The following is an 18,770-nucleotide window of genomic DNA, read 5'->3' on the forward strand; positions in this document are numbered from 1 at the left end:
CACAAGGCGCTGCAAAAGCTGTTCCAGTTCTGAAAGAAAAGTTTCAGTAAGCTGGCACGTATAATGAATACGTATAAAGAAAGGTATAATGTGATGAAACAAAAGTTACAGAGGCGCTATGGAACAACTGGATGAACGTCTGAAAGCACAATACCCGTCGCTGTCGCCGCAGGAGCAACGGGTGGCAGACTTTATATTCGACCATTTTGACGACCTGATCAGCTACAACAGCGCCGAGCTGGCGCAGCTGAGCGGGGTGTCGAAAGCCACGGTCAGCCGCCTGTTTAAGCGTCTGGGCTATGAGAAATATAAGGATATGCGCGACGAGCTGCGCACCCTGCGCCAGAGCGGGATGCCGCTCACCGATAATCGCGATGCGGTGCAGGGCAACACGCTGCTGGCGCGCCACTACAAGCAGGAGATGGCGAACCTGACCCAGTGGGTCAATGCCCTTGACGCGCAGCAGTTTGCCGACGCCATGGCCTGCATGGTCAAGGCGCGGCGCATTGTGATTATCGGCATGCGTAACGCCTATCCGGCGGCGCTCCACCTGCGCCAGCAGCTGCTGCAGGCGCGCGGTCAGGTGCTGGTCCTGCCGCAGCCGGGGCAGAGCCTGAGCGAGGAGCTGGTGGACTTAACGCCGGACGATCTGGTGGTGATGATGGCCTTCCGCCGCCGCCCGCGCATCATTCGTCCGCTGATGCAGCAGCTTCAGGGTAGCGGTGTTCCGGTGCTGCTGATGTGCGAGCCGCAGGCCCACAGCCTGTTTCCGCTGGCGAGCTGGCAGCTCTGCGCCCCGCTGGACAGCGTCTCCGCCTATGACAGTTATTCCTCGGTCAACAGCCTGATCAACCTGCTGGCAAACGCCTTCCTGCATGACATTCTCGATAAAGGCCGTCCGCGCATTCACGAGATTGCCTCCCTCTACCAGCAGCTGGACGAACTCGAACAACGATAATGGGGCATCAGACTGGTGCTTTGCATTGGAATGGTGCAATTGAACGGGGCGAAAATAGAGAGTATTTTCGCCCCGTCCGCGTTTTATCAGGCTTTAAGAGAAAATTCCCCGCTTCGCCTTATCTGGCACATTAGTTGCAAAATCACATTCAAAGAATCTTTTGTTTCATGTTAACGTTACGGGGAAGCACCATGAAAAAACTGTTAATTGCACTGGCCGGGGCCGCCTGTCTCTTCACTCAGCTGCCCGCAAAGGCTGACCAGCTTCAGGATATCGAGAAGCGCGGCACCATTCGCATTGCCGTTCCGCAGGACTTCCCGCCGTTTGGCTCGGTGGGGACCGATCTGCAGCCGCAGGGCTACGACATCGATATGGCGCGCTATCTGGCGAAACAGATGAAGCTCAAGCTGCAGCTGGTGCCGGTGACCAGCGCCAACCGCGTGCCGTACCTGCAAACCGATAAGGTGGACCTGGTCATTTCCAGCCTCGGTAAAAACCCGGAGCGCGAGAAGGTGATCGACTTCAGCCGCGCCTACGCGCCGTTCTTCCTCGGCGTGTTTGGCCCGAAAGGGGCCGAGCTGAAGGACGCCGCCGCGCTGAGCGGAAAAACCATCGGCGTGACGCGCGGGGCGGTGGAGGACATGGTGCTGACCGGCCTGGCACCGAAAGACGCCAACGTGAAACGCTACGAAGACAACAACACCACGCTTTCGGCCTACCTCTCCGGCCAGGTGCAGTACGTGGCGACCGGCAACCTCGTGGTGGCGGCCATTTCGCGCCAGAACGCGGATAAAGCCCCGGTGCCGAGCTTTATGCTGAAAGACTCACCGTGCTTTATCGGCCTGAAGAAGAACGAACCGGCCCTGAAGGCAAAAGTGGATGCGCTGATTGAGCAGGGCATCAAGGACGGCACGCTGAACGGCCTGTCCGAGCAATGGCTGAAGGCCCCGCTGCCGGCAAACCTTGGCGCCTGAGCCGATGACGGAGCAACTTGATTTTTCAGCCCTCTGGCCGCACTGGCCGGAGCTGCTGGCCGGGCTGTGGGTCACCATTCAACTGACGGTAATGGCAACCGTCGGCGGGCTGGCAATCGGGATTTTCGGTGCGGCGATCCGCAGCGGACGCACCACCTGGTACAGCCGGATCTGGGGCGGCTACGTGGAGATCATCCGCAACACGCCGTTTGTGGTGCAGCTGTTTTTCATCGTCTTCGGCCTGCCGAATCTTGGCCTGAAGATGACGGCGGGGGAGGCGGCGCTATTGGCAATGGTGGTGAACCTGGGCGCGTACAGCACCGAAATTATCCGCGCGGGCATTCAGGTCACGCCGAAAGGACAGTGGGAGGCCGGGCGCGTGCTGGGGCTAACCCGTCTGCAGACGTTTATTCGCGTGGTGCTGCCGCCCGCGCTGCAGCGCATTTATCCGGCGCTGGTGAGCCAGTGCATCATCGTGATGCTCGGCTCGTCGGTGGTGTCGCAGGTCTCGTATGAAGAGCTGACCTTCGCCGCTAACCTGATCCAGTCCAGAACGTTTTTGAGCTTTGAGGTCTATCTGGTGACAACCGGGATTTACTTAGCGCTGTCGATTACCCTGCGCCAGCTGATGATGGCGGCAGGACGCAAATGGCTGGGGGTGCAGGCATGATGACCACCTTTACCGACTGGGACATTATTCGCAACCTGCTGCTGGCCGGACGCTGGACGGTACTGCTGTCGCTGGTGGCGTTTGTCGGCGGGGCGGTGGTAACGCTGCCGCTCCTGCTGCTGCGCCTGACGGGCGGACGCACGGTGAAGCGCATTATCCGCGGCTATATCGAGCTGTTTCAGGGCACGCCGCTGCTGATGCAGCTGTTCCTGGCCTTCTTCGGCGTGGCGCTGTTCGGTATCGACGTTTCGCCGTGGACCGCCGCCTCGCTGGCGTTAACCTTCTACACCAGCGCATTTCTGCTCGATATCTGGTACGGCAGCATTCGCGCCCTGCCGAAGGGGCAGTGGGAAGCCTCGCGCTGCCTGGGCCTGACCTTCGGCCAGACCCTGTTTCGCGTGGTCGCTCCGCAGGCGCTGCGCATCGGCATCGCCCCGACGGTGGGCTTTGCGGTGCAGGTGATCAAAGGCACCGCGCTGGCGTCGATTATCGGCTTCATCGAGCTGACCAAGGCTGGCACCATGCTGACCAACGTGACCTATCAGCCGTTTAAGGTCTTTGCGCTGGTGGCGCTGGGCTACTTTATTCTGTGTTATCCGCTGTCGCGCTACAGCCGCTATCTGGAGACCAAATTCAATGCCTCTCATCACCATTAATCAGGTGCAGAAGTACTACGGCGATAACCACGTGCTCAAGGGCGTCGATCTGGATATCGATATGGGCCAGGTGATCTCCATTATCGGGCGCAGCGGATCGGGCAAAAGCACGCTGCTGCGCTGCATCAACGGCCTGGAAGGGTATCAGGACGGGAGCATCAAGCTGGGCGGCATGACCATTACCGACCGGGATTCTCAGGCGCGTGAAATCAGCCGCTCGGTCGGGATGGTGTTTCAGAGCTTCAACCTGTTCCCGCACATGACGGCGCTGGAGAACGTGATGCTCGCCCCGCGTCGGGTGCTGAAGAAAAGCGCCGCCGAATGCCGCGAACTGGCCCAGCGCATGCTGGAGAAAGTGGGGCTTGGCGATCGTCTGGATTACTACCCGTCGAGCCTCTCCGGCGGCCAGCAGCAGCGCGTGGCGATTGCCCGCGCGCTGGCGATGTCGCCGAAAGTTTTACTCTGCGACGAGATCACCTCCGCGCTCGACCCGGAGCTGGTGGGCGAAGTGCTCAAGGTGCTGGAGCAGCTGGCGGCCGAGGGGATGACCCTGATTCTCGTGACCCATGAAATGAATTTTGCCCGCGAAGTGGGCGACCGCGTGGTGTTTATGCACCAGGGGAAAGTCTGGGAGCAGGGCGACAGCAAAACGCTGTTCGCCAACCCGCAGACCACGGAACTGAAGCAGTTCATCTCCTCCGTGCGCGGCCTCAACTGATAAGGACTTAACAATGGATATCGCACACTTTCCGCAAATCAACCCGCCCCAGCGCCTGCTGATGGGGCCGGGGCCGATCAACGCCGACCCGCGCGTGCTGCGCGCCATGTCGAGCCAGCTGATCGGCCAGTACGATCCGGCCATGACCCACTACATGAACGAGGTGATGGCGCTCTATCGCGGCGTGTTTCGCACCGAGAACCGCTGGACGATGCTGGTGGACGGCACCTCCCGCGCGGGGATTGAAGCCATTCTGGTCTCCGCCATCCGCCCCGGAGATAAAGTGCTGGTGCCGGTCTTTGGCCGCTTTGGCCACCTGCTGTGCGAAATTGCCCGCCGCTGCCGCGCGGAGGTGCATACCATCGAGGTGCCGTGGGGCGAGGTGTTCACCCCGGACCAGGTGGAGGATGCGATTAAGCGTATTCGTCCGCGCCTGCTGCTGACCGTGCAGGGCGACACCTCCACCACCATGCTGCAGCCGCTCGCGGAGCTCGGCGCCATCTGCCGCCGCTACGACGTGCTGTTTTACACCGATGCCACCGCATCCCTCGGAGGTAACGTGCTGGAGACCGATGCCTGGGGGCTGGATGCCGTTTCGGCCGGGATGCAGAAGTGCCTCGGGGGCCCGTCGGGGACGTCGCCGATCACCCTGAGCGCGCGGATGGAAGAGGCAATACGCCGCCGCAAGTGCGTCGAGGAAGGCATTCGCACCGACGCCCACCGAGACGGCGATGAGGAGATGATCTACTCCAACTACTTCGATCTCGGCATGGTGATGGACTACTGGGGGCCGGAGCGCCTCAACCACCACACCGAAGCGACCACCGCGCTGTTTGGCGCCCGCGAGTGCGCGCGTCTGATCCTGCAGGAAGGGCTGGATAACGGCATCGCCCGCCACAGGCTGCACGGCGATGCGCTGCTGAAGGGCATTCAGGCGATGGGGCTGGAGACCTTTGGCGATCTGAAGCACAAGATGAACAACGTGCTGGGCGTGGTCATTCCGCAGGGCGTCAACGGCGACCAGGTGCGTAAGCTGATGCTGGAGGATTTCGGGATTGAAATCGGCACCTCGTTTGGCCCGCTCCACGGCAAGGTGTGGCGCATTGGCACCATGGGCTATAACGCGCGCAAGGACTGCGTGATGACCACCCTGAGCGCGCTGGAGTCGGTGCTGAACTACCTGAAATTCACCACCACCCAGGGTGCGGCCATGCAGGCCGCGTGGGACCACTATCGCCGCGAGACGCCGCAATGAGCCCGGCGGCAGAACGGGTGATGGCCCGCGCCGACGCGCTGGCCGCCATCAGCGAAACCCCGGATGCGCTGACCCGGGTCTATCTCTCGGTGCAGCATCAGCAGGCCAACCAGCTGGTGGGGCAGTGGATGAGCCAGGCGGGCATGACCGTCTGGCAGGACAGCGTGGGCAACATCTGTGGACGCTATGAGGGGGCGCAGGAAGGGGCACAGGCGGTGCTTCTCGGCTCGCATCTTGATACCGTACGCAATGCGGGGCGCTACGACGGCATGCTTGGGGTGCTCACCGCCATCGAAGTGGTGGACAGCCTGCACCAGCAGGGGCTGCATCTGGCGCAGGCCATTGAGATTGTCGGCTTTGGTGACGAAGAGGGAACCCGTTTTGGGATCACCCTGTTAGGCAGCCGGGGCATAACGGGCACCTGGCCGCAGGGCTGGCTGGAGACGTGTGATGCCAGCGGCATCAGCGTGGCGCAGGCGATGGTGCAGGCGGGGCTCGATCCCGCCCGCGTGGCGCTTGCGGCACGCCGTCAGGCTGATTTCAGCGCCTGTCTGGAACTGCATATCGAACAGGGCCCGTGTCTGGAGCAGGAAGGCCTGGCGCTGGGCGTGGTGGAAGCCATCAACGGCGCGCGCCGCCTAAACTGCCGCTTCACCGGCGAGGCCGGGCACGCGGGTACCGTACCGATGGCTCACCGTAAGGATGCCCTGGCCGCCGCCGCCGAATGGATGGTGCTGATCGAAAACACCACGCGACAGCAGGGCGGTCATCGGGTGGCGACGGTCGGGGAACTGCGCTGCCTGCCCGGTGCGGTCAACGTTATTCCGGGCGACGTTGCGCTCTCTCTGGATATTCGCGGCCCGCAGGATGCCCCGCTGGACGCGCTGCTCGCGGAACTGCTGGCGCAGGCGGAAACCATTGCCGCTCGTCGCGGGCTGAGTTTCAGCGCCGAGGAGTTTTACCGTATCGCCGCCACGCCGTGCGATGCGCGTTTGCAGGCGCTGCTGGGACAGGCCGTTGAATCGGTGCAGGGGCGCTCATTATCGCTGCCGAGCGGTGCCGGGCACGACACCATCGCACTGGCAGAACGCTGGCCGGTGGGCATGTTGTTTGTGCGCTGCAAAGGGGGCATCAGCCACCATCCGGCGGAATCGGTGATGGCTGAAGATGTCGCGCTGGCGATTGAGGCATTTAAGGGAGCGGTTGAGAGGCTGGCGAGCTAGGCCACCGAACGCACCGCATCTTCGATATCTGCACTGACGCGGACATCCTGTTCGTCAAAGACCATGCAGTGGCGATCGTCGAAGGCCACATCAATCTTCTGCCACGGGGCGAACTGCACGTCTCCTGGCAGCAAGATTTTAACGTTGTCGTGACCGTAGCACTGACCAAACAGGTAGGTGTTGTTCCCGAGGCGTTCCACCACTTCACAGTTAAATTCCAGTCCCGTACCCTGGCGAGTGTCGGTGGTCAAATGTTCCGGACGAATGCCCAGCGTCACCTGGCTTCCCGGCGTCAGCGGCGTGGTGGTCAGGGCAAGCGTCAGCGACTTCTGCTGCGACAGCCGCACCGTCAGCGCGCCAGGCTGCCATGCTTCAACCGTGGCGGGCAGGAAGTTCATCTTCGGCGAGCCGATAAACCCGGCAACGAACTTGTTCACAGGCTTATAGTAGAGCTCCATCGGCGCGCCTATCTGCTCGACCTTGCCGTAGTTCATCACCACAATTTTATCCGCCAGCGTCATGGCCTCAATCTGATCGTGGGTGACATACACCATGGTGGTTTTCAGCTCCTGGTGCAGACGGGCGAGGTGCAGGCGCATCTCCACGCGCAGTTCGGCATCCAGGTTGGACAGCGGTTCATCGAACATAAAGACGCGCGGGTTACGGACGATAGCGCGGCCAATCGCGACGCGCTGGCGCTGGCCGCCGGAGAGCTGTTTGGGTTTGCGGTCCAGCAGGTGGGAAAGCTGCAGCGTTTTGGCGACCATCTCGACCTGATGTCTAATCTGATCTTTCGGTACTTTATTCACCTTCAGCCCGTAGCCCATGTTTTCGGCCACCGTCATATGCGGATAGAGCGCGTAGGACTGAAAGACCATCGCCACACCCCGATGGGAAGGGGCGACGTCGTTCATCACCTCGTTACCGATCAGCACTTCACCGTCGCTTATCTCCTCCAGCCCGGCAATCATGCGCAGCATAGTGGATTTGCCACAGCCGGAAGGCCCGACGAATACGGCAAACTCACCGTCCTCAATATCAAGATTAACGTTGTGGAGCGTGACGGTGTCGCCAAAGCGCTTGGTGACATTCCTCAATTGTATGTTCGACATCAGTGTTCCCCAGGTAAACCGCCGAGTATGTTTTACGTATAACAATTGTGTTCAACGTGGCCGGACGGTGCAATTTGTCTGCCTTGACTATAACTTCCAGCATTCATGCGCCCTATAAAGATATTCCATTAATGTTATGACGATCACACAACTTACAGTTTTATGTAGAGTTATCATGATGTGAAGGGTAGCGTATAACCAACCAAAGGCATTTGGTGTCAGACGTACAGCGCCAGTTTTATCGGGATATATAGCGGGGTTTGTAGGGCGTCAGATGCCATAACAACCATAAAATTGTTATACCTTCACATGAGGTTGATAATGAAAAAGAACATACTCGCTGCTCTGATCCTCTCTACGCTCGCGGTACAGGCTCACGCCACCGCGCAGCTTAACGTCTGGGAAGACATCAAGAAGTCGTCCGGTATTAAAGATGCGGTCGCGGACTTTGAAAAACAGTACGACGTGAAGGTCAACGTGCAGGAAACCCCTTACGCACAGCAGCTCGAAAAACTGCGTCTGGACGGCCCGGCAGGGATTGGCCCGGATGTGCTGGTCATCCCTAACGATCAGCTGGGCGGCGCCGTCGTGCAAGGGTTATTGACCCCCCTGAATCTGGAGGCTAAGCAGACCGAACAGTACACCCCGGCCTCGATTAACGCCTTCAAAATGGATAACGCCCTCTACGGTGTGCCGAAAGCGGTTGAGACGCTGGTGCTGATCTACAACAAAGATCTCATCGACAAGCCGCTCAACTCGCTGCAGGACTGGTATGACTTTTCTAAACAGCAGCGCGCAAAAAACCAGTACGGTCTGCTCGCCAAGTTCGATCAGATTTACTACAGCTGGGGCGCAATCTCCCCGATGGGAGGCTACATCTTCGGTCAAAACGGCAAAGGCGGCTATAACGCCAGCGACGTCGGCCTGAACAAGCCGGGCGCGGTAGAAGCCGTGACGTACCTGAAAAAATTCTACGCTGACGATATTTTCCCGGCCGGGATAGTCGGTGACAACGGCCTGAACGCTATCGACTCCCTGTTTACCGAGAAGAAAGCGGCAGCCGTCATCAATGGCCCGTGGGCGTTCCAGCCGTATGAAGCGGCAGGCATCAACTACGGCGTGGCGCCGCTACCCACGCTGCCGGACGGCAAGCCCATGAGCTCCTTCCTCGGCGTGAAAGGCTACGTCGTTTCCACCTGGAGCAAGGACAAAGCGCTGGCGCAGAAATTTATCGAATTCATCAACCAGCCGCAGTACGTGAAAACCCGCTACGTGGCCACGCGGGAGATCCCGCCGCTGACCGCAATGATTGACGACCCGGTTATCAAGAACGACGAGAAGGCGAGTGCCGTTGCGGTACAGGCCGCGCGAGCCACCGCCATGCCGGGCATCCCTGAAATGGGCGAAGTCTGGGGGCCGGCCAACGCCGCGCTGGAGCTGAGCCTGACCGGCAAACAGGATCCCAAAGCCGCGCTGGACAGCGCAGAGAAACAGGTCCAGATGCAAATCGAAGCCATGCAGGCCAGCAACCAGTAATTTTCTGACGTCGCAGAACGGGAGGCCACTCTCCCGTTTTATTGAAAGGAGTTGTCTGTGAGTATCATCCCGGAAAATTTTGCCAGACCGCACGGGGCCGGGCGTCACGCCTGGACCGGCCTGCTGCTGGCGGTCATCCCCGGCTTCGGCCAGTTCTATCATCGCCAGTGGCTGAAGGGCGTTATCTTCCTGGTGCTGCTGGCCAGTTTTATCGGCGTTTTTGCCGATTTCCTGCGCGAAGGGCTTTGGGGGCTGGTGACGCTGGGGGAGGAAGTGCCGCGGGATAACTCCATATTCCTGCTGGCAGAAGGGATCATCAGCGTACTGATCGCCGCATTTGGCGTGATGGTGTATTACCTGTCGATGCGCGATGCGTGGGTGAATGGCAGAAAACGCGATGAAGGGCTGGCGCTAAACAGCGTGCGTAAACAGTATCAGATGCTGCTGAGCGACGGCTTTCCGTATCTGATGATCACGCCGGGCTTTATTCTGCTGGTGTTTGTGGTGGTCTTCCCGATCCTCTTCGGTTTTGCCATCGCCTTTACTAACTATAATCTTTACCACACGCCGCCGGCTAAGCTGGTGGACTGGGTTGGGTTTAAGAATTTCATCAATATCTTCACGCTCTCCATCTGGCGCTCAACCTTCTTTGACGTCCTGCAGTGGACGGTGGTATGGACGCTGCTCGCCACCACGCTGCAATGTACCGTGGGCGTGCTGCTGGCTATCCTGGTGAACCAGAAAGACCTGCGCTTTAAGCCGCTTATCCGTACCATCTTCATTCTGCCGTGGGCGGTGCCGGGTTTTGTCACCATTCTGGTGTTTGCCGGAATGTTCAACGACTCCTTCGGTGTGATAAACAACGCCATTCTGGCCTTCTTCGGCATTGCGCCAAAAGCCTGGATGACGGATCCGTTCTGGACCAAAACGGCGCTGATCCTGATGCAGACCTGGCTCGGCTTCCCGTTTGTTTTTGCCATGACTACCGGCGTGCTGCAGGCGATCCCTGACGATCTGTACGAAGCCGCCACGATGGACGGGGCCAGCAGTGCGACCAAGCTGCGCACCATCACGCTGCCGCTGGTGCTTTACGCCATTGCGCCAATACTGATTACCCAATACACCTTCAACTTCAATAACTTCAACATCATCTACCTGTTCAACAACGGCGGGCCAGCGGTGGTGGGGTCTAATGCGGGTGGGACAGATATCCTGGTGTCGTGGATCTACAAGCTCACCATGTCGTCGTCGCAGTACGCGATTGCGGCGACCATCACTATCCTGCTGTCGATCTTTGTCGTCGGCCTGGCGCTGTGGCAGTTCCGCGCCACCAAATCTTTCAAAAACGACGACATGGCGTAAGGGAGGTAACAATGGCTCAATCACAAAGTATTAAACGTGAGAAGTGGGTACGCCTCTCGCTCTCCTGGCTGGTTATCGTGCTGGTGTCGACGATTATTATTTACCCGCTGGTGTGGACGGTCGGCGCGTCGTTCAACGCGGGTAATAGCCTCCTCAGCTCCTCAATTATTCCTGAGAACTTTTCGGTGCAGCACTACGCCGACCTGTTTAACGGCCAGGTAAACTACATGACCTGGTACTGGAACTCGATGAAGATCAGCTTCCTGACCATGGTGCTGACCTTAATCAGCGTCAGCTTTACCGCCTATGCCTTTTCGCGATTTCGCTTTAAGGGACGCCAGAACGGGCTGATGCTGTTCCTGCTCCTGCAGATGATCCCCCAGTTCTCGGCGCTGATTGCCATCTTCGTGCTGTCGCAGCTTTTGGGCCTCATCAACAGCCATCTGGCGCTGGTGCTGATCTACGTGGGCGGCATGATCCCGATGAATACCTACCTGATGAAAGGCTACCTCGACGCCATCCCGAAAGACCTGGATGAATCCGCGCGCATGGACGGGGCCAGTAATTTCCGGATTTTCATCGAAATTATCATGCCGCTTTCGAAGCCGATTGTGGCGGTGGTGGCGCTGTTCTCCTTCACCGGGCCGCTGGGGGATTTCATCCTCTCCAGCACTATTTTGCGCACCCCGGACAAATACACCTTACCCATCGGGCTCTATAACCTGGTGGCGCAAAAAATGGGTGCCAGCTACACCACCTACGCGGCAGGTGCGGTATTGATTGCGGTGCCGGTCGCGATCCTCTACCTGGCCCTGCAAAAATACTTCGTCTCCGGCCTGACCTCCGGGAGTACCAAAGGATAATCATGAAAAGACTCAAACCTGTTTTACTTGCCGTTTGCCTCTCATGTGGCCTTGCCGCGAGCGCGTTTGCTGCGGACGGGGTGAAAACCCGTCCATTTAACGCTATGCCGGCGGATTTTATTAAGGGCGCGGATATTTCGACCCTGCTGGAAGCAGAACAACACGGCGCGAAATTCTATAACCAGAGCGGCCAGCAGCAGGACGCGATTGCGATCCTGAAAGCTAACGGGGTGAACACCGTGCGCCTGCGCCTGTGGGTTGACCCTAAGGATGCCGACGGCAACACCTACGGCGGCGGCAGTAATAATCTCGAAAACACGATTGCGCTGGCGAAGCGCGTGAAAGCGCAGGGCATGAAGCTGCTGCTCGATTTCCACTACAGCGATTTCTGGACCGACCCGGGCAAACAGTTCAAGCCAAAAGCCTGGGAGAAGATGGACTACCCGCAGCTCAAAACGGCGAACCATGACTACACTCGCGACACCATTGCCCGCTTTAAGAAAGAGGGCGTGCTGCCCGACATGGTGCAGATAGGTAACGAAATCAACGGCGGAATGTTGTGGCCAGAGGGAAAAAGTTGGGGGCAGGGTGGCGGCGAATTTGATCGCTTAGCCGGTCTACTTAACGCCGCCATTGGCGGGATGAAAGAGAACCTGACCGGCGGCGAGCAGGTGAAAATCATGCTGCATCTGGCCGAAGGCACCAAAAATGACACATTCCGCTGGTGGTTTGATGAAATTACGAAGCGGAACGTGCCGTTCGATATCATCGGCCTGTCGATGTATACCTACTGGAACGGCCCGATTAGCGCGCTGAAGTCCAATATGGATGACATCAGCAGGCGCTACAACAAAGACGTGATTGTGGTGGAAGCGGCCTACGGCTACACGCTGGAGAACTGCGATAATGCCGAGAACAGCTTCCAGGCCAAAGAAGAAAAGGACGGCGGCTATCCCGGCACCGTTCAGGGTCAGTACGATTATATTCACGATTTAATGCAGTCCGTTATTGATGTGCCTGACCGTCGCGGCAAGGGCATCTTTTATTGGGAACCGACCTGGATAGCCGTTCCGGGCACCACGTGGGCCACCAAAACCGGCATGAAATATATCCATGACGAGTGGAAAGAGGGTAACGCCCGCGAGAATCAGGCGTTATTTGATTGTCAGGGGAAAGTGCTGCCGTCAATAACGGTATTTAACTAGTTTTTATCTCCATTCAGGACGTTTTAAATATGAATAAATTTGCGCCTTTAAGTCCAAAGGTCGCGGCGTTATTGCATGGCGCCGACTACAACCCGGAGCAATGGGAGAATTACCCCGGTATTATTGAAAAAGATATCGCCATGATGCAGCAGGCGAAATGTAATGTCATGTCGGTGGGGATATTTAGCTGGGCGAAACTCGAGCCGCAGGAAGGAGAATATGATTTTGCCTGGCTGGACAGCATTATTGAAAAACTCTATGCGGCGGGCATTCATATATTTCTCGCTACGCCGAGCGGCGCGCGTCCGGCATGGATGTCGCAAAAATATCCGGAAGTGCTGCGCGTCGGGCGCAACCGCGTCCCCGCGCTGCACGGCGGGCGTCATAACCACTGCATGTCGTCTCCGGTCTACCGCGAAAAGACGATGAACATTAACAGCCTGCTGGCGGCGCGCTATTCGCATCATCCGGCGGTGCTGGGCTGGCATATCTCCAACGAGTACGGCGGCGAATGCCACTGTAGCCTGTGTCAGGAACGCTTCCGCGACTGGCTAAAGGCGCGCTACAAAAGCCTCGACGCGCTGAACCATGCGTGGTGGAGCACCTTCTGGAGCCATACCTATACCGACTGGTCGCAGATTGAGTCCCCCGCGCCGCAGGGGGAAGTGTCGATTCACGGCCTGAATCTCGACTGGCGCCGCTTCAATACCGCGCAGGTCACCGATTTTTGCCAGCATGAGGTGGCGCCGCTGAAGGCCGCCAATGCCGAGCTGCCGGTGACGACCAACTTCATGGAGTATTTCTACGATTACGACTACTGGCAGCTGGCGAAAGCGATCGACTTTATCTCCTGGGACAGCTACCCGATGTGGCACAAGGAGAAAGACGAAACGCAGCTGGCCTGCTATACCGCCATGTACCACGACATGATGCGCAGCCTGAAGGGCGGTAAACCCTTTGTGCTGATGGAGTCCACGCCGAGCACCACTAACTGGCAGCCGACCAGCAAGCTGAAAAAACCGGGGATGCACATTCTCTCGTCGATTCAGGCGGTGGCGCACGGGGCGGATTCGGTGCAGTACTTCCAGTGGCGTAAGAGCCGCGGGTCGGTGGAGAAATTCCACGGGGCGGTTATCGATCACGTGGGGCATCTTGATACCCGCGTCGGGCGCGAAGTGACGCGTCTGGGGGAGATGCTGGCGCGTCTGCCTGATGTGGTGGGGTGCCGCACCGACGCGCGCGTGGCCATTATCTTTGACCAGCAAAACCGCTGGGCGCTGGACGATGCCGAAGGCCCGCGCAACATGGGGATGGAGTACGAAAAAACCGTCAACGAACACTATCGTCCGTTCTGGGAAAAGGGCATCGCGGTTGACGTCATCGACGCTGACGGCGATCTGAGCCGCTACGCGCTGGTGATTGCCCCCATGCTCTACATGGTGCGCGAAGGTTTCGCCGAGCGGGCAGAAGCCTTTGTGGCCGCGGGCGGGCATCTGGTGACGACCTACTGGAGCGGGGTAGTGGATGAGACCGACCTCTGCCACCTCGGCGGTTTCCCGGGCCCGCTGCGCAAGCTCCTCGGCATCTGGGCGGAAGAGATTGACTGCCTGGGTGACGGAGAGCGCAACCTGGTTCAGGGGCTTGCGGGCAATGCGGCGGGCCTGCAGGGGCCGTATCAGGTCAGGCATCTGTGCGAGCTGATCCATACCGAATCCGCACAGGCGCTGGCAACCTACCGGGATGATTTCTACGCCGGTCGCCCTGCGGTGACGGTCAACCGCTTCGGCAAAGGCAAGGCGTGGCACGTGGCCTCGCGCAACGACCTGCCGTTCCAGCGCGATTTCTTCGCCGGGCTTATCGACGAGCTGGCGCTGCCGCGCGCGGTCGAGGGGGATTTCCCACCGGGCGTGGTCGCGACGGCGCGTACGGATGGCGAAACCACCTGGGTGTTTGTGCAGAACTACACGGCCCAGCAGCAGCTCATCACGCTGCCGCAGGGGTACACCGACTGCATGAACGATGCCGCCGCTGCGGGCGATACCGTGCTGCTCCCCTGGGACTGCCGGGTGCTCAGGCGTAAAGCGTAGTTGATTTTCTCCCTCTCCCTGTGGGAGAGGGTTGGGGTGAGAGCATCAGACCGCACCGTCCCGGCAACAAGGCACAAAACGCCTGCTCCCCGAGCAGGCATTTTTTTATCTGCATAACAGAGAGGCGTATTATGGACAGTCAAATTACCCAGCGTTTAATTCCGGCATTTGGCGGCGACGATAATATCGAGCACGTCGAAGCCTGTATTACCCGCCTGCGCGTGACGGTAAAAGATTTAAATAAGGTCGATTCACAGGCGTTACAGAATGAGGGGGCGCTGGGGGTGATTATTATCGGCCAGCAGGTGCACGCTATATTCGGCAGGCAGTCTGATACATTACGGAAATTATTAGACGAACATTTTAATCAGTAAATATAAAAAAGGGATAGCCAACGTAATGGCTATCCCTGAGCAGAGATATAGGCTGCAAATAGCTGGAGATAAAATAATGATTAACGCTTTTTAAAAATGAAAACTTACCACCAGGCTTCGACCTGTACCCCAAAGTTCCAGGTATTATTCGCGGTGCCATCTTCGAAGGATTGCCCTTTTTCGGAATCATTCAGGTAAGAGGCAAAGACGCGCAGTTCAGGACGCGACATAAAATCAGGTCCATCTGCCAGCCCCAGCGCGATGGTGTACTTCTCGCCGCTCTGCTTGTACTTAGAGCCGTCGGTGTAGGTATCTTGCTGGTAGAATCCGCCCACTTCGCCAATCAAACGCACGTATTCGGTGAACTGATACTGCGCGCGCCCCACCAGCGATACCAGGCGGGATTTGTCCGTGTACTGCGTGGTGTCGTCCGCCGAGCCCCAGGTCAACACGTGGTTGAAGGAGAATTTGTCGGTAATCGGAATTAAGCCGGTGTTAATCACGCGGTAGCCGGTGGCGTCGTTGACGTAGTTCCACATGTCGTACCAGCCCCCACCCTGTGAAACCATGTTCTGGGCCAGACCTTTATTGGCGTACTGCAGCACCAGCTTGTTATAGCCGCCAAACATATCCTGGCTGATCTCACCGGTGACCATCACACCGTTATCGGCTTCGTACAGCCCGCCGTACTCTTTCTGCTTGTTGGTCGGGTTTGGCATGGCGTAATCAATGCCCACTTCCGTCCACGCGCCCGCCCACGGCTTCCAGCCCGCATAGCGAAGGTCGATGTAGTTGATGTTAACGTCGCTGTCGCCATCCACACGGTAGTCCACGTCGTTGGCATCGCCGCGGATCCACGCAACTGAGACTGCGCCCGGGCCAAGCGTGTAGTTCTCGATACCCGCACCGGAGCCGGAAATATTCCAGTATTTGGTATCAATGATGTGCAGGTCATGGCGCTGGTAGTAGCGCTTACCGCCCCAAATTACCGCATTGGGATCCCCGGGGATCAGCCCCTGGATCTGCAGGTTAAGCTGGCGCAGGCCGAACTGGGCATCGTCATCTAAGGTGGTTTCATTGTCGTTGGAGCCGTCTGAGACCATGCTCACCATGCTGTCGAGATAGAAACTGACGTCGTTCTTTTTGTACACCTCGGAGCCCAGCTCCAGCTCGCCGTAGGTGTCGGCCTCGTTACCCAGACGGCCAATTTTGTTCTTTTGCCACTCCTCCATCCCACCATCCCGTGAGACGCCCACGCCGGAGCGAAGATATCCATGAAAATCAATCGGTACTGAAGACGCTGCAAACAGCGAAGGAGATGCCAGTGCGGCAGCCAACGCAACAGATACAGAGCGGATCGTCGTGTTCATTGTAACCCTCTTATTGTTTTGTAATACGTTCACAAATCCGCTGTCATAAAATGCCTAAACCCGTTAACTGGCAATTACGCGATCCTAAATGTGTGATTAACTGCAAATAAAATAGACAATTTTGTGACGAGTAATGAGATTGGATACAAATTATGGCATTGTGAGCGTCGTACTTATTGATGGCGTTATGCCCACGGCGAGAGGGTGGTGAGCGTTTTTTTTCAGCACCCCTGTTACAATCAGCGCATAACAACATAAGGAACCGGACCATGAAGTCGAAAAGCGCAACGTTAGAGGACGTGGCACGCCATGCGGGCGTCTCCTATCAGACCGTGTCCAGGGTACTGAATAAATCTGCCAATGTATCCGACGCCACGCGCAGCAAGGTGGAGAAATCCATAGAGTTATTGCGGTATGTACCCAACCGACTGGCTCAGCAGCTGGTGGGCAAGCAGAGCCAGACCGTTGGGCTGGTGACGATTTCGCTGGCGCTGCACGCGCCTTCGCAGGTTGCGGCGGCGGTGAAACGCTATGCCAATGTGGAAGGCTACCAGGTTCTGATCTCCATGATTGATGAGAACGTCAACCACAGTATTCAGGATTCTATCAACGAGCTGAAATCCCAGCTGGTGAGCAAGGTGATCATCAACGTGCCGCTGGAGGCTGAAGCGGCGCAGAAAATCGCCACCGACAACGACGATATCGTCTGCCTGTTTCTTGATGTAGACCCGTACAGTTCCGTGTTTAACGTTTCGTTTAACCCGGCGGATGGCACCCGCGCCAGCGTCAAATATCTTTACGAACTGGGGCATCGGGATATTGCCCTGCTGGCGGGTCCGGCATCCTCCGTATCGGCACAGCTGAGGCTAAAAAGCTGGCTCGAAACCCTCAAGGGTTACGGCCTGGAGCCTGCGGCGGTGATCCGCGGAAACTGGGACGCTCAGAGCGGTTACGCCGGTGCCTTGCAGATGCTGCGTGAAGCGGGGCAATTTACCGCCGTGCTGGTGGCTAACGACCAGATGGCGCTCGGCGTGCTGAGCGCGTTCCATCAGCAGCAGATTTCAATTCCAGGCGAAAAGTCGGTGATTGGCTACGATGACACCTATGAAAGCGCGTTCTTCTACCCGGCGCTGACGACGGTATCGCTGGATTTAGATCTGCAGGGTAAAGAGGCGGTACGCCGCATACTGGACAGCGGTGAAGATAATGCCCAGCGTATGTCCTCGATTTTACCTGCCCGTCTGGTGGTGCGGCAGTCCACCGGGCCAAAAGGGGAGAAGGGGAAAAACCTGCAGGCGCTGGCCCAGCAGCTACGCGAGATCGCGCATCAGCTCGGCGATGGTTAGCTGAGTGAGCACCTCATTCGAATGAATGAGGTGCTCACATGATCACTCCAGCCCCAACGTGTACTGGGCGATTTTGAAGTAGATAATCAGCCCCGTTCCGTCGATGAGCGTCGCGATAAACGGCGCGGAGACGACCGCCGGGTCAATGCCACAGCGCTTGAGCACCATCGGGATCACCGACGACACAATCGCACTCCAGAGCGTAATGCACACCAGCGTCAGGCTGACGATAAGCGTGATTTCCAGCCCAATCCCCATCATCCAGGCGCGGATACATCCGGCGATACCGAGCGTGGCGGCAATCATCAGCGAGGTGGTCATCTCTTTACGCAGCACGCGGCCAACGTCGCGCAGACGCACTTCCCCCAGCGCCATGGCGCGCACCAGCGTGGAGGTGATCTGCGTCCCGCTGTTGCCGCCTGTGCCGATCAGTAGTGGAATAAAGAACGCCAGTGCGATGGCGGACTCCAGCGCCTCTTCAAAATGCTGGATCACCGAGCTGGTGTAGGCTTCCGCGACAAACAGCAGCAGCAGCCAGACGGAGCGTTTTTTCCAAAGGCTGAAAGCGCTGGTTTCCAGATACGGCTTCTCCAGCGGCAGCGTCGCCCCCTGAAGCTGAGCATCTTCGGTGACGTCATCTTCCAGCAGATGGGCGATTTCGCGCTCGGTCAGGCAGCCGACGAGCTTGCCGTGGGTAACTACGGGCACCACATCCGCGTCGCCGTGCGCCAGCAGTCCGGCAACGTCGGCTCGTTCATCCTCCGGTTTGACCTGCAAAAACTGCGAAATCATCAGCGATTTCACCGGCTGTACCGTATCGGGAGTCTGCAGCAATTTACGCACGGCAATCATGCCCGCCAGGCGGCCATTGTCTTCAATAAAAATATGAGACGGAATATCGTCGTCTTTCAATTTTTCGAAGAATTGCTCGCGCGCCAGCGCCACGCATAATGAAATATCGAGGACAATAAAATCGGTATTCATATATTGCGCGATCGCGCTGTCATTGAATGCCAGGTTTTGGTTGTGAATAGCGTAAGACATAGTGAATTCCCTTTGAA

At 58.0% G+C, this 18,770-nt stretch carries 17 protein-coding genes; 14 read left to right on the top strand and 3 right to left on the bottom strand.

Features of this window, described 5'->3' with window-relative positions:
* Positions 1 to 118: 118 nt before the first annotated feature.
* The 7 genes from hpxU (at position 119) to hpxK (ending at position 6,454) form a co-directional block, all read left to right on the top strand.
* Entirely contained in the window at positions 119 to 958 is an 840-nt protein-coding gene (hpxU, locus tag IB212_RS08130; protein WP_041910578.1) for a MurR/RpiR family transcriptional regulator HpxU, read from the top strand.
* 191 nt (positions 959 to 1,149) lie between these two features.
* Positions 1,150 to 1,932, top strand: coding sequence for a transporter substrate-binding domain-containing protein (locus tag IB212_RS08135; RefSeq protein ID WP_041910577.1), 783 nt, complete (start codon positions 1,150 to 1,152; stop codon positions 1,930 to 1,932).
* Positions 1,933 to 1,936: 4 nt separating this feature from the next.
* A complete protein-coding gene (locus IB212_RS08140; protein ID WP_041912033.1) occupies positions 1,937 to 2,602 on the top strand; it encodes an amino acid ABC transporter permease in 666 nt (221 codons plus the stop codon).
* Positions 2,602 to 3,258 carry an amino acid ABC transporter permease gene (locus IB212_RS08145; protein ID WP_014883296.1) on the top strand — a complete coding sequence of 219 codons (657 nt, stop codon included), beginning with the start codon at positions 2,602 to 2,604 and terminating at the stop codon, positions 3,256 to 3,258. The genes IB212_RS08140 and IB212_RS08145 overlap by 1 nt, the downstream gene beginning before the upstream one ends.
* The gene (locus IB212_RS08150) at positions 3,239 to 3,976 is read left to right on the top strand and encodes an amino acid ABC transporter ATP-binding protein (RefSeq protein ID WP_008499843.1); all 738 of its coding nucleotides are present in this window, start codon (positions 3,239 to 3,241) and stop codon (positions 3,974 to 3,976) included. Before IB212_RS08145 ends, IB212_RS08150 begins: the two co-directional genes overlap by 20 nt.
* A 13-nt stretch (positions 3,977 to 3,989) precedes the next feature.
* Positions 3,990 to 5,231, top strand: a complete 1,242-nt coding sequence (locus IB212_RS08155; protein WP_041910576.1) for an alanine--glyoxylate aminotransferase family protein — start codon at positions 3,990 to 3,992, stop codon at positions 5,229 to 5,231.
* Positions 5,228 to 6,454 carry an allantoate amidohydrolase gene (gene hpxK / locus IB212_RS08160; protein ID WP_041910575.1) on the top strand — a complete coding sequence of 409 codons (1,227 nt, stop codon included), beginning with the start codon at positions 5,228 to 5,230 and terminating at the stop codon, positions 6,452 to 6,454. Before IB212_RS08155 ends, hpxK begins: the two co-directional genes overlap by 4 nt.
* Here hpxK and IB212_RS08165 read toward each other — a convergent pair.
* On the bottom strand, positions 6,451 to 7,566 hold the full coding sequence (locus IB212_RS08165; RefSeq protein WP_041910574.1) for an ABC transporter ATP-binding protein: 1,116 nt from the start codon (positions 7,564 to 7,566) through the stop codon (positions 6,451 to 6,453). The two genes, hpxK and IB212_RS08165, sit on opposite strands and share 4 nt — an antisense overlap.
* 321 nt (positions 7,567 to 7,887) lie before the next feature.
* Between IB212_RS08165 and IB212_RS08170 the strand changes: the two genes are divergently transcribed.
* The 6 genes from IB212_RS08170 (at position 7,888) to IB212_RS08195 (ending at position 14,993) form a co-directional block, all read left to right on the top strand.
* Entirely contained in the window at positions 7,888 to 9,102 is a 1,215-nt protein-coding gene (locus tag IB212_RS08170) for an extracellular solute-binding protein (protein ID WP_041910573.1), read from the top strand.
* Positions 9,103 to 9,159: 57 nt separating this feature from the next.
* Positions 9,160 to 10,464, top strand: coding sequence for a carbohydrate ABC transporter permease (locus IB212_RS08175; RefSeq protein ID WP_041910572.1), 1,305 nt, complete (start codon positions 9,160 to 9,162; stop codon positions 10,462 to 10,464).
* 11 nt (positions 10,465 to 10,475) lie between these two features.
* Positions 10,476 to 11,327 (top strand): sugar ABC transporter permease, encoded by an 852-nt coding sequence (locus IB212_RS08180; RefSeq protein WP_042715482.1) that lies wholly within the window; start codon positions 10,476 to 10,478, stop codon positions 11,325 to 11,327.
* Positions 11,328 to 11,329: 2 nt separating this feature from the next.
* Entirely contained in the window at positions 11,330 to 12,532 is a 1,203-nt protein-coding gene (locus IB212_RS08185; protein ID WP_188245799.1) for an arabinogalactan endo-beta-1,4-galactanase, read from the top strand.
* A gap of 29 nt (positions 12,533 to 12,561) precedes the next feature.
* Positions 12,562 to 14,619 carry a beta-galactosidase gene (locus tag IB212_RS08190; protein ID WP_041910569.1) on the top strand — a complete coding sequence of 686 codons (2,058 nt, stop codon included), beginning with the start codon at positions 12,562 to 12,564 and terminating at the stop codon, positions 14,617 to 14,619.
* Positions 14,620 to 14,750: 131 nt separating this feature from the next.
* Positions 14,751 to 14,993, top strand: coding sequence for a glucose PTS transporter subunit EIIB (locus IB212_RS08195; protein ID WP_072250618.1), 243 nt, complete (start codon positions 14,751 to 14,753; stop codon positions 14,991 to 14,993).
* A gap of 104 nt (positions 14,994 to 15,097) precedes the next feature.
* On the opposite strand, the gene IB212_RS08200 is transcribed toward IB212_RS08195, so the two are convergent.
* Positions 15,098 to 16,363 carry a maltoporin gene (locus tag IB212_RS08200; RefSeq protein ID WP_041910568.1) on the bottom strand — a complete coding sequence of 422 codons (1,266 nt, stop codon included), beginning with the start codon at positions 16,361 to 16,363 and terminating at the stop codon, positions 15,098 to 15,100.
* Between the two features lie 269 nt (positions 16,364 to 16,632).
* Between IB212_RS08200 and IB212_RS08205 the strand changes: the two genes are divergently transcribed.
* Positions 16,633 to 17,709 carry a LacI family DNA-binding transcriptional regulator gene (locus tag IB212_RS08205; RefSeq protein ID WP_041910567.1) on the top strand — a complete coding sequence of 359 codons (1,077 nt, stop codon included), beginning with the start codon at positions 16,633 to 16,635 and terminating at the stop codon, positions 17,707 to 17,709.
* A gap of 42 nt (positions 17,710 to 17,751) precedes the next feature.
* Here IB212_RS08205 and IB212_RS08210 read toward each other — a convergent pair whose 3' ends face one another.
* Positions 17,752 to 18,753 carry a magnesium transporter gene (locus IB212_RS08210; protein WP_041910566.1) on the bottom strand — a complete coding sequence of 334 codons (1,002 nt, stop codon included), beginning with the start codon at positions 18,751 to 18,753 and terminating at the stop codon, positions 17,752 to 17,754.
* Positions 18,754 to 18,770: the final 17 nt, after the last annotated feature.

Origin of the sequence: Enterobacter sp. E12 (assembly GCF_014596715.2) — a bacterium.
GTDB classification, from domain to species: domain Bacteria; phylum Pseudomonadota; class Gammaproteobacteria; order Enterobacterales; family Enterobacteriaceae; genus Enterobacter; species Enterobacter bugandensis.

Coding starts and splice junctions, on each gene's coding strand:
- hpxU (WP_041910578.1), top strand. CDS start 119: ATGGAACAACTGGATGAACGTCTGAAAGCACAATACCCGTCGCTGTCG.
- IB212_RS08135 (WP_041910577.1), top strand. CDS start 1,150: ATGAAAAAACTGTTAATTGCACTGGCCGGGGCCGCCTGTCTCTTCACT.
- IB212_RS08140 (WP_041912033.1), top strand. CDS start 1,937: ATGACGGAGCAACTTGATTTTTCAGCCCTCTGGCCGCACTGGCCGGAG.
- IB212_RS08145 (WP_014883296.1), top strand. CDS start 2,602: ATGACCACCTTTACCGACTGGGACATTATTCGCAACCTGCTGCTGGCC.
- IB212_RS08150 (WP_008499843.1), top strand. CDS start 3,239: ATGCCTCTCATCACCATTAATCAGGTGCAGAAGTACTACGGCGATAAC.
- IB212_RS08155 (WP_041910576.1), top strand. CDS start 3,990: ATGGATATCGCACACTTTCCGCAAATCAACCCGCCCCAGCGCCTGCTG.
- hpxK (WP_041910575.1), top strand. CDS start 5,228: ATGAGCCCGGCGGCAGAACGGGTGATGGCCCGCGCCGACGCGCTGGCC.
- IB212_RS08165 (WP_041910574.1), bottom strand. CDS start 7,566: ATGTCGAACATACAATTGAGGAATGTCACCAAGCGCTTTGGCGACACC.
- IB212_RS08170 (WP_041910573.1), top strand. CDS start 7,888: ATGAAAAAGAACATACTCGCTGCTCTGATCCTCTCTACGCTCGCGGTA.
- IB212_RS08180 (WP_042715482.1), top strand. CDS start 10,476: ATGGCTCAATCACAAAGTATTAAACGTGAGAAGTGGGTACGCCTCTCG.
- IB212_RS08185 (WP_188245799.1), top strand. CDS start 11,330: ATGAAAAGACTCAAACCTGTTTTACTTGCCGTTTGCCTCTCATGTGGC.
- IB212_RS08190 (WP_041910569.1), top strand. CDS start 12,562: ATGAATAAATTTGCGCCTTTAAGTCCAAAGGTCGCGGCGTTATTGCAT.
- IB212_RS08195 (WP_072250618.1), top strand. CDS start 14,751: ATGGACAGTCAAATTACCCAGCGTTTAATTCCGGCATTTGGCGGCGAC.
- IB212_RS08200 (WP_041910568.1), bottom strand. CDS start 16,363: ATGAACACGACGATCCGCTCTGTATCTGTTGCGTTGGCTGCCGCACTG.
- IB212_RS08205 (WP_041910567.1), top strand. CDS start 16,633: ATGAAGTCGAAAAGCGCAACGTTAGAGGACGTGGCACGCCATGCGGGC.
- IB212_RS08210 (WP_041910566.1), bottom strand. CDS start 18,753: ATGTCTTACGCTATTCACAACCAAAACCTGGCATTCAATGACAGCGCG.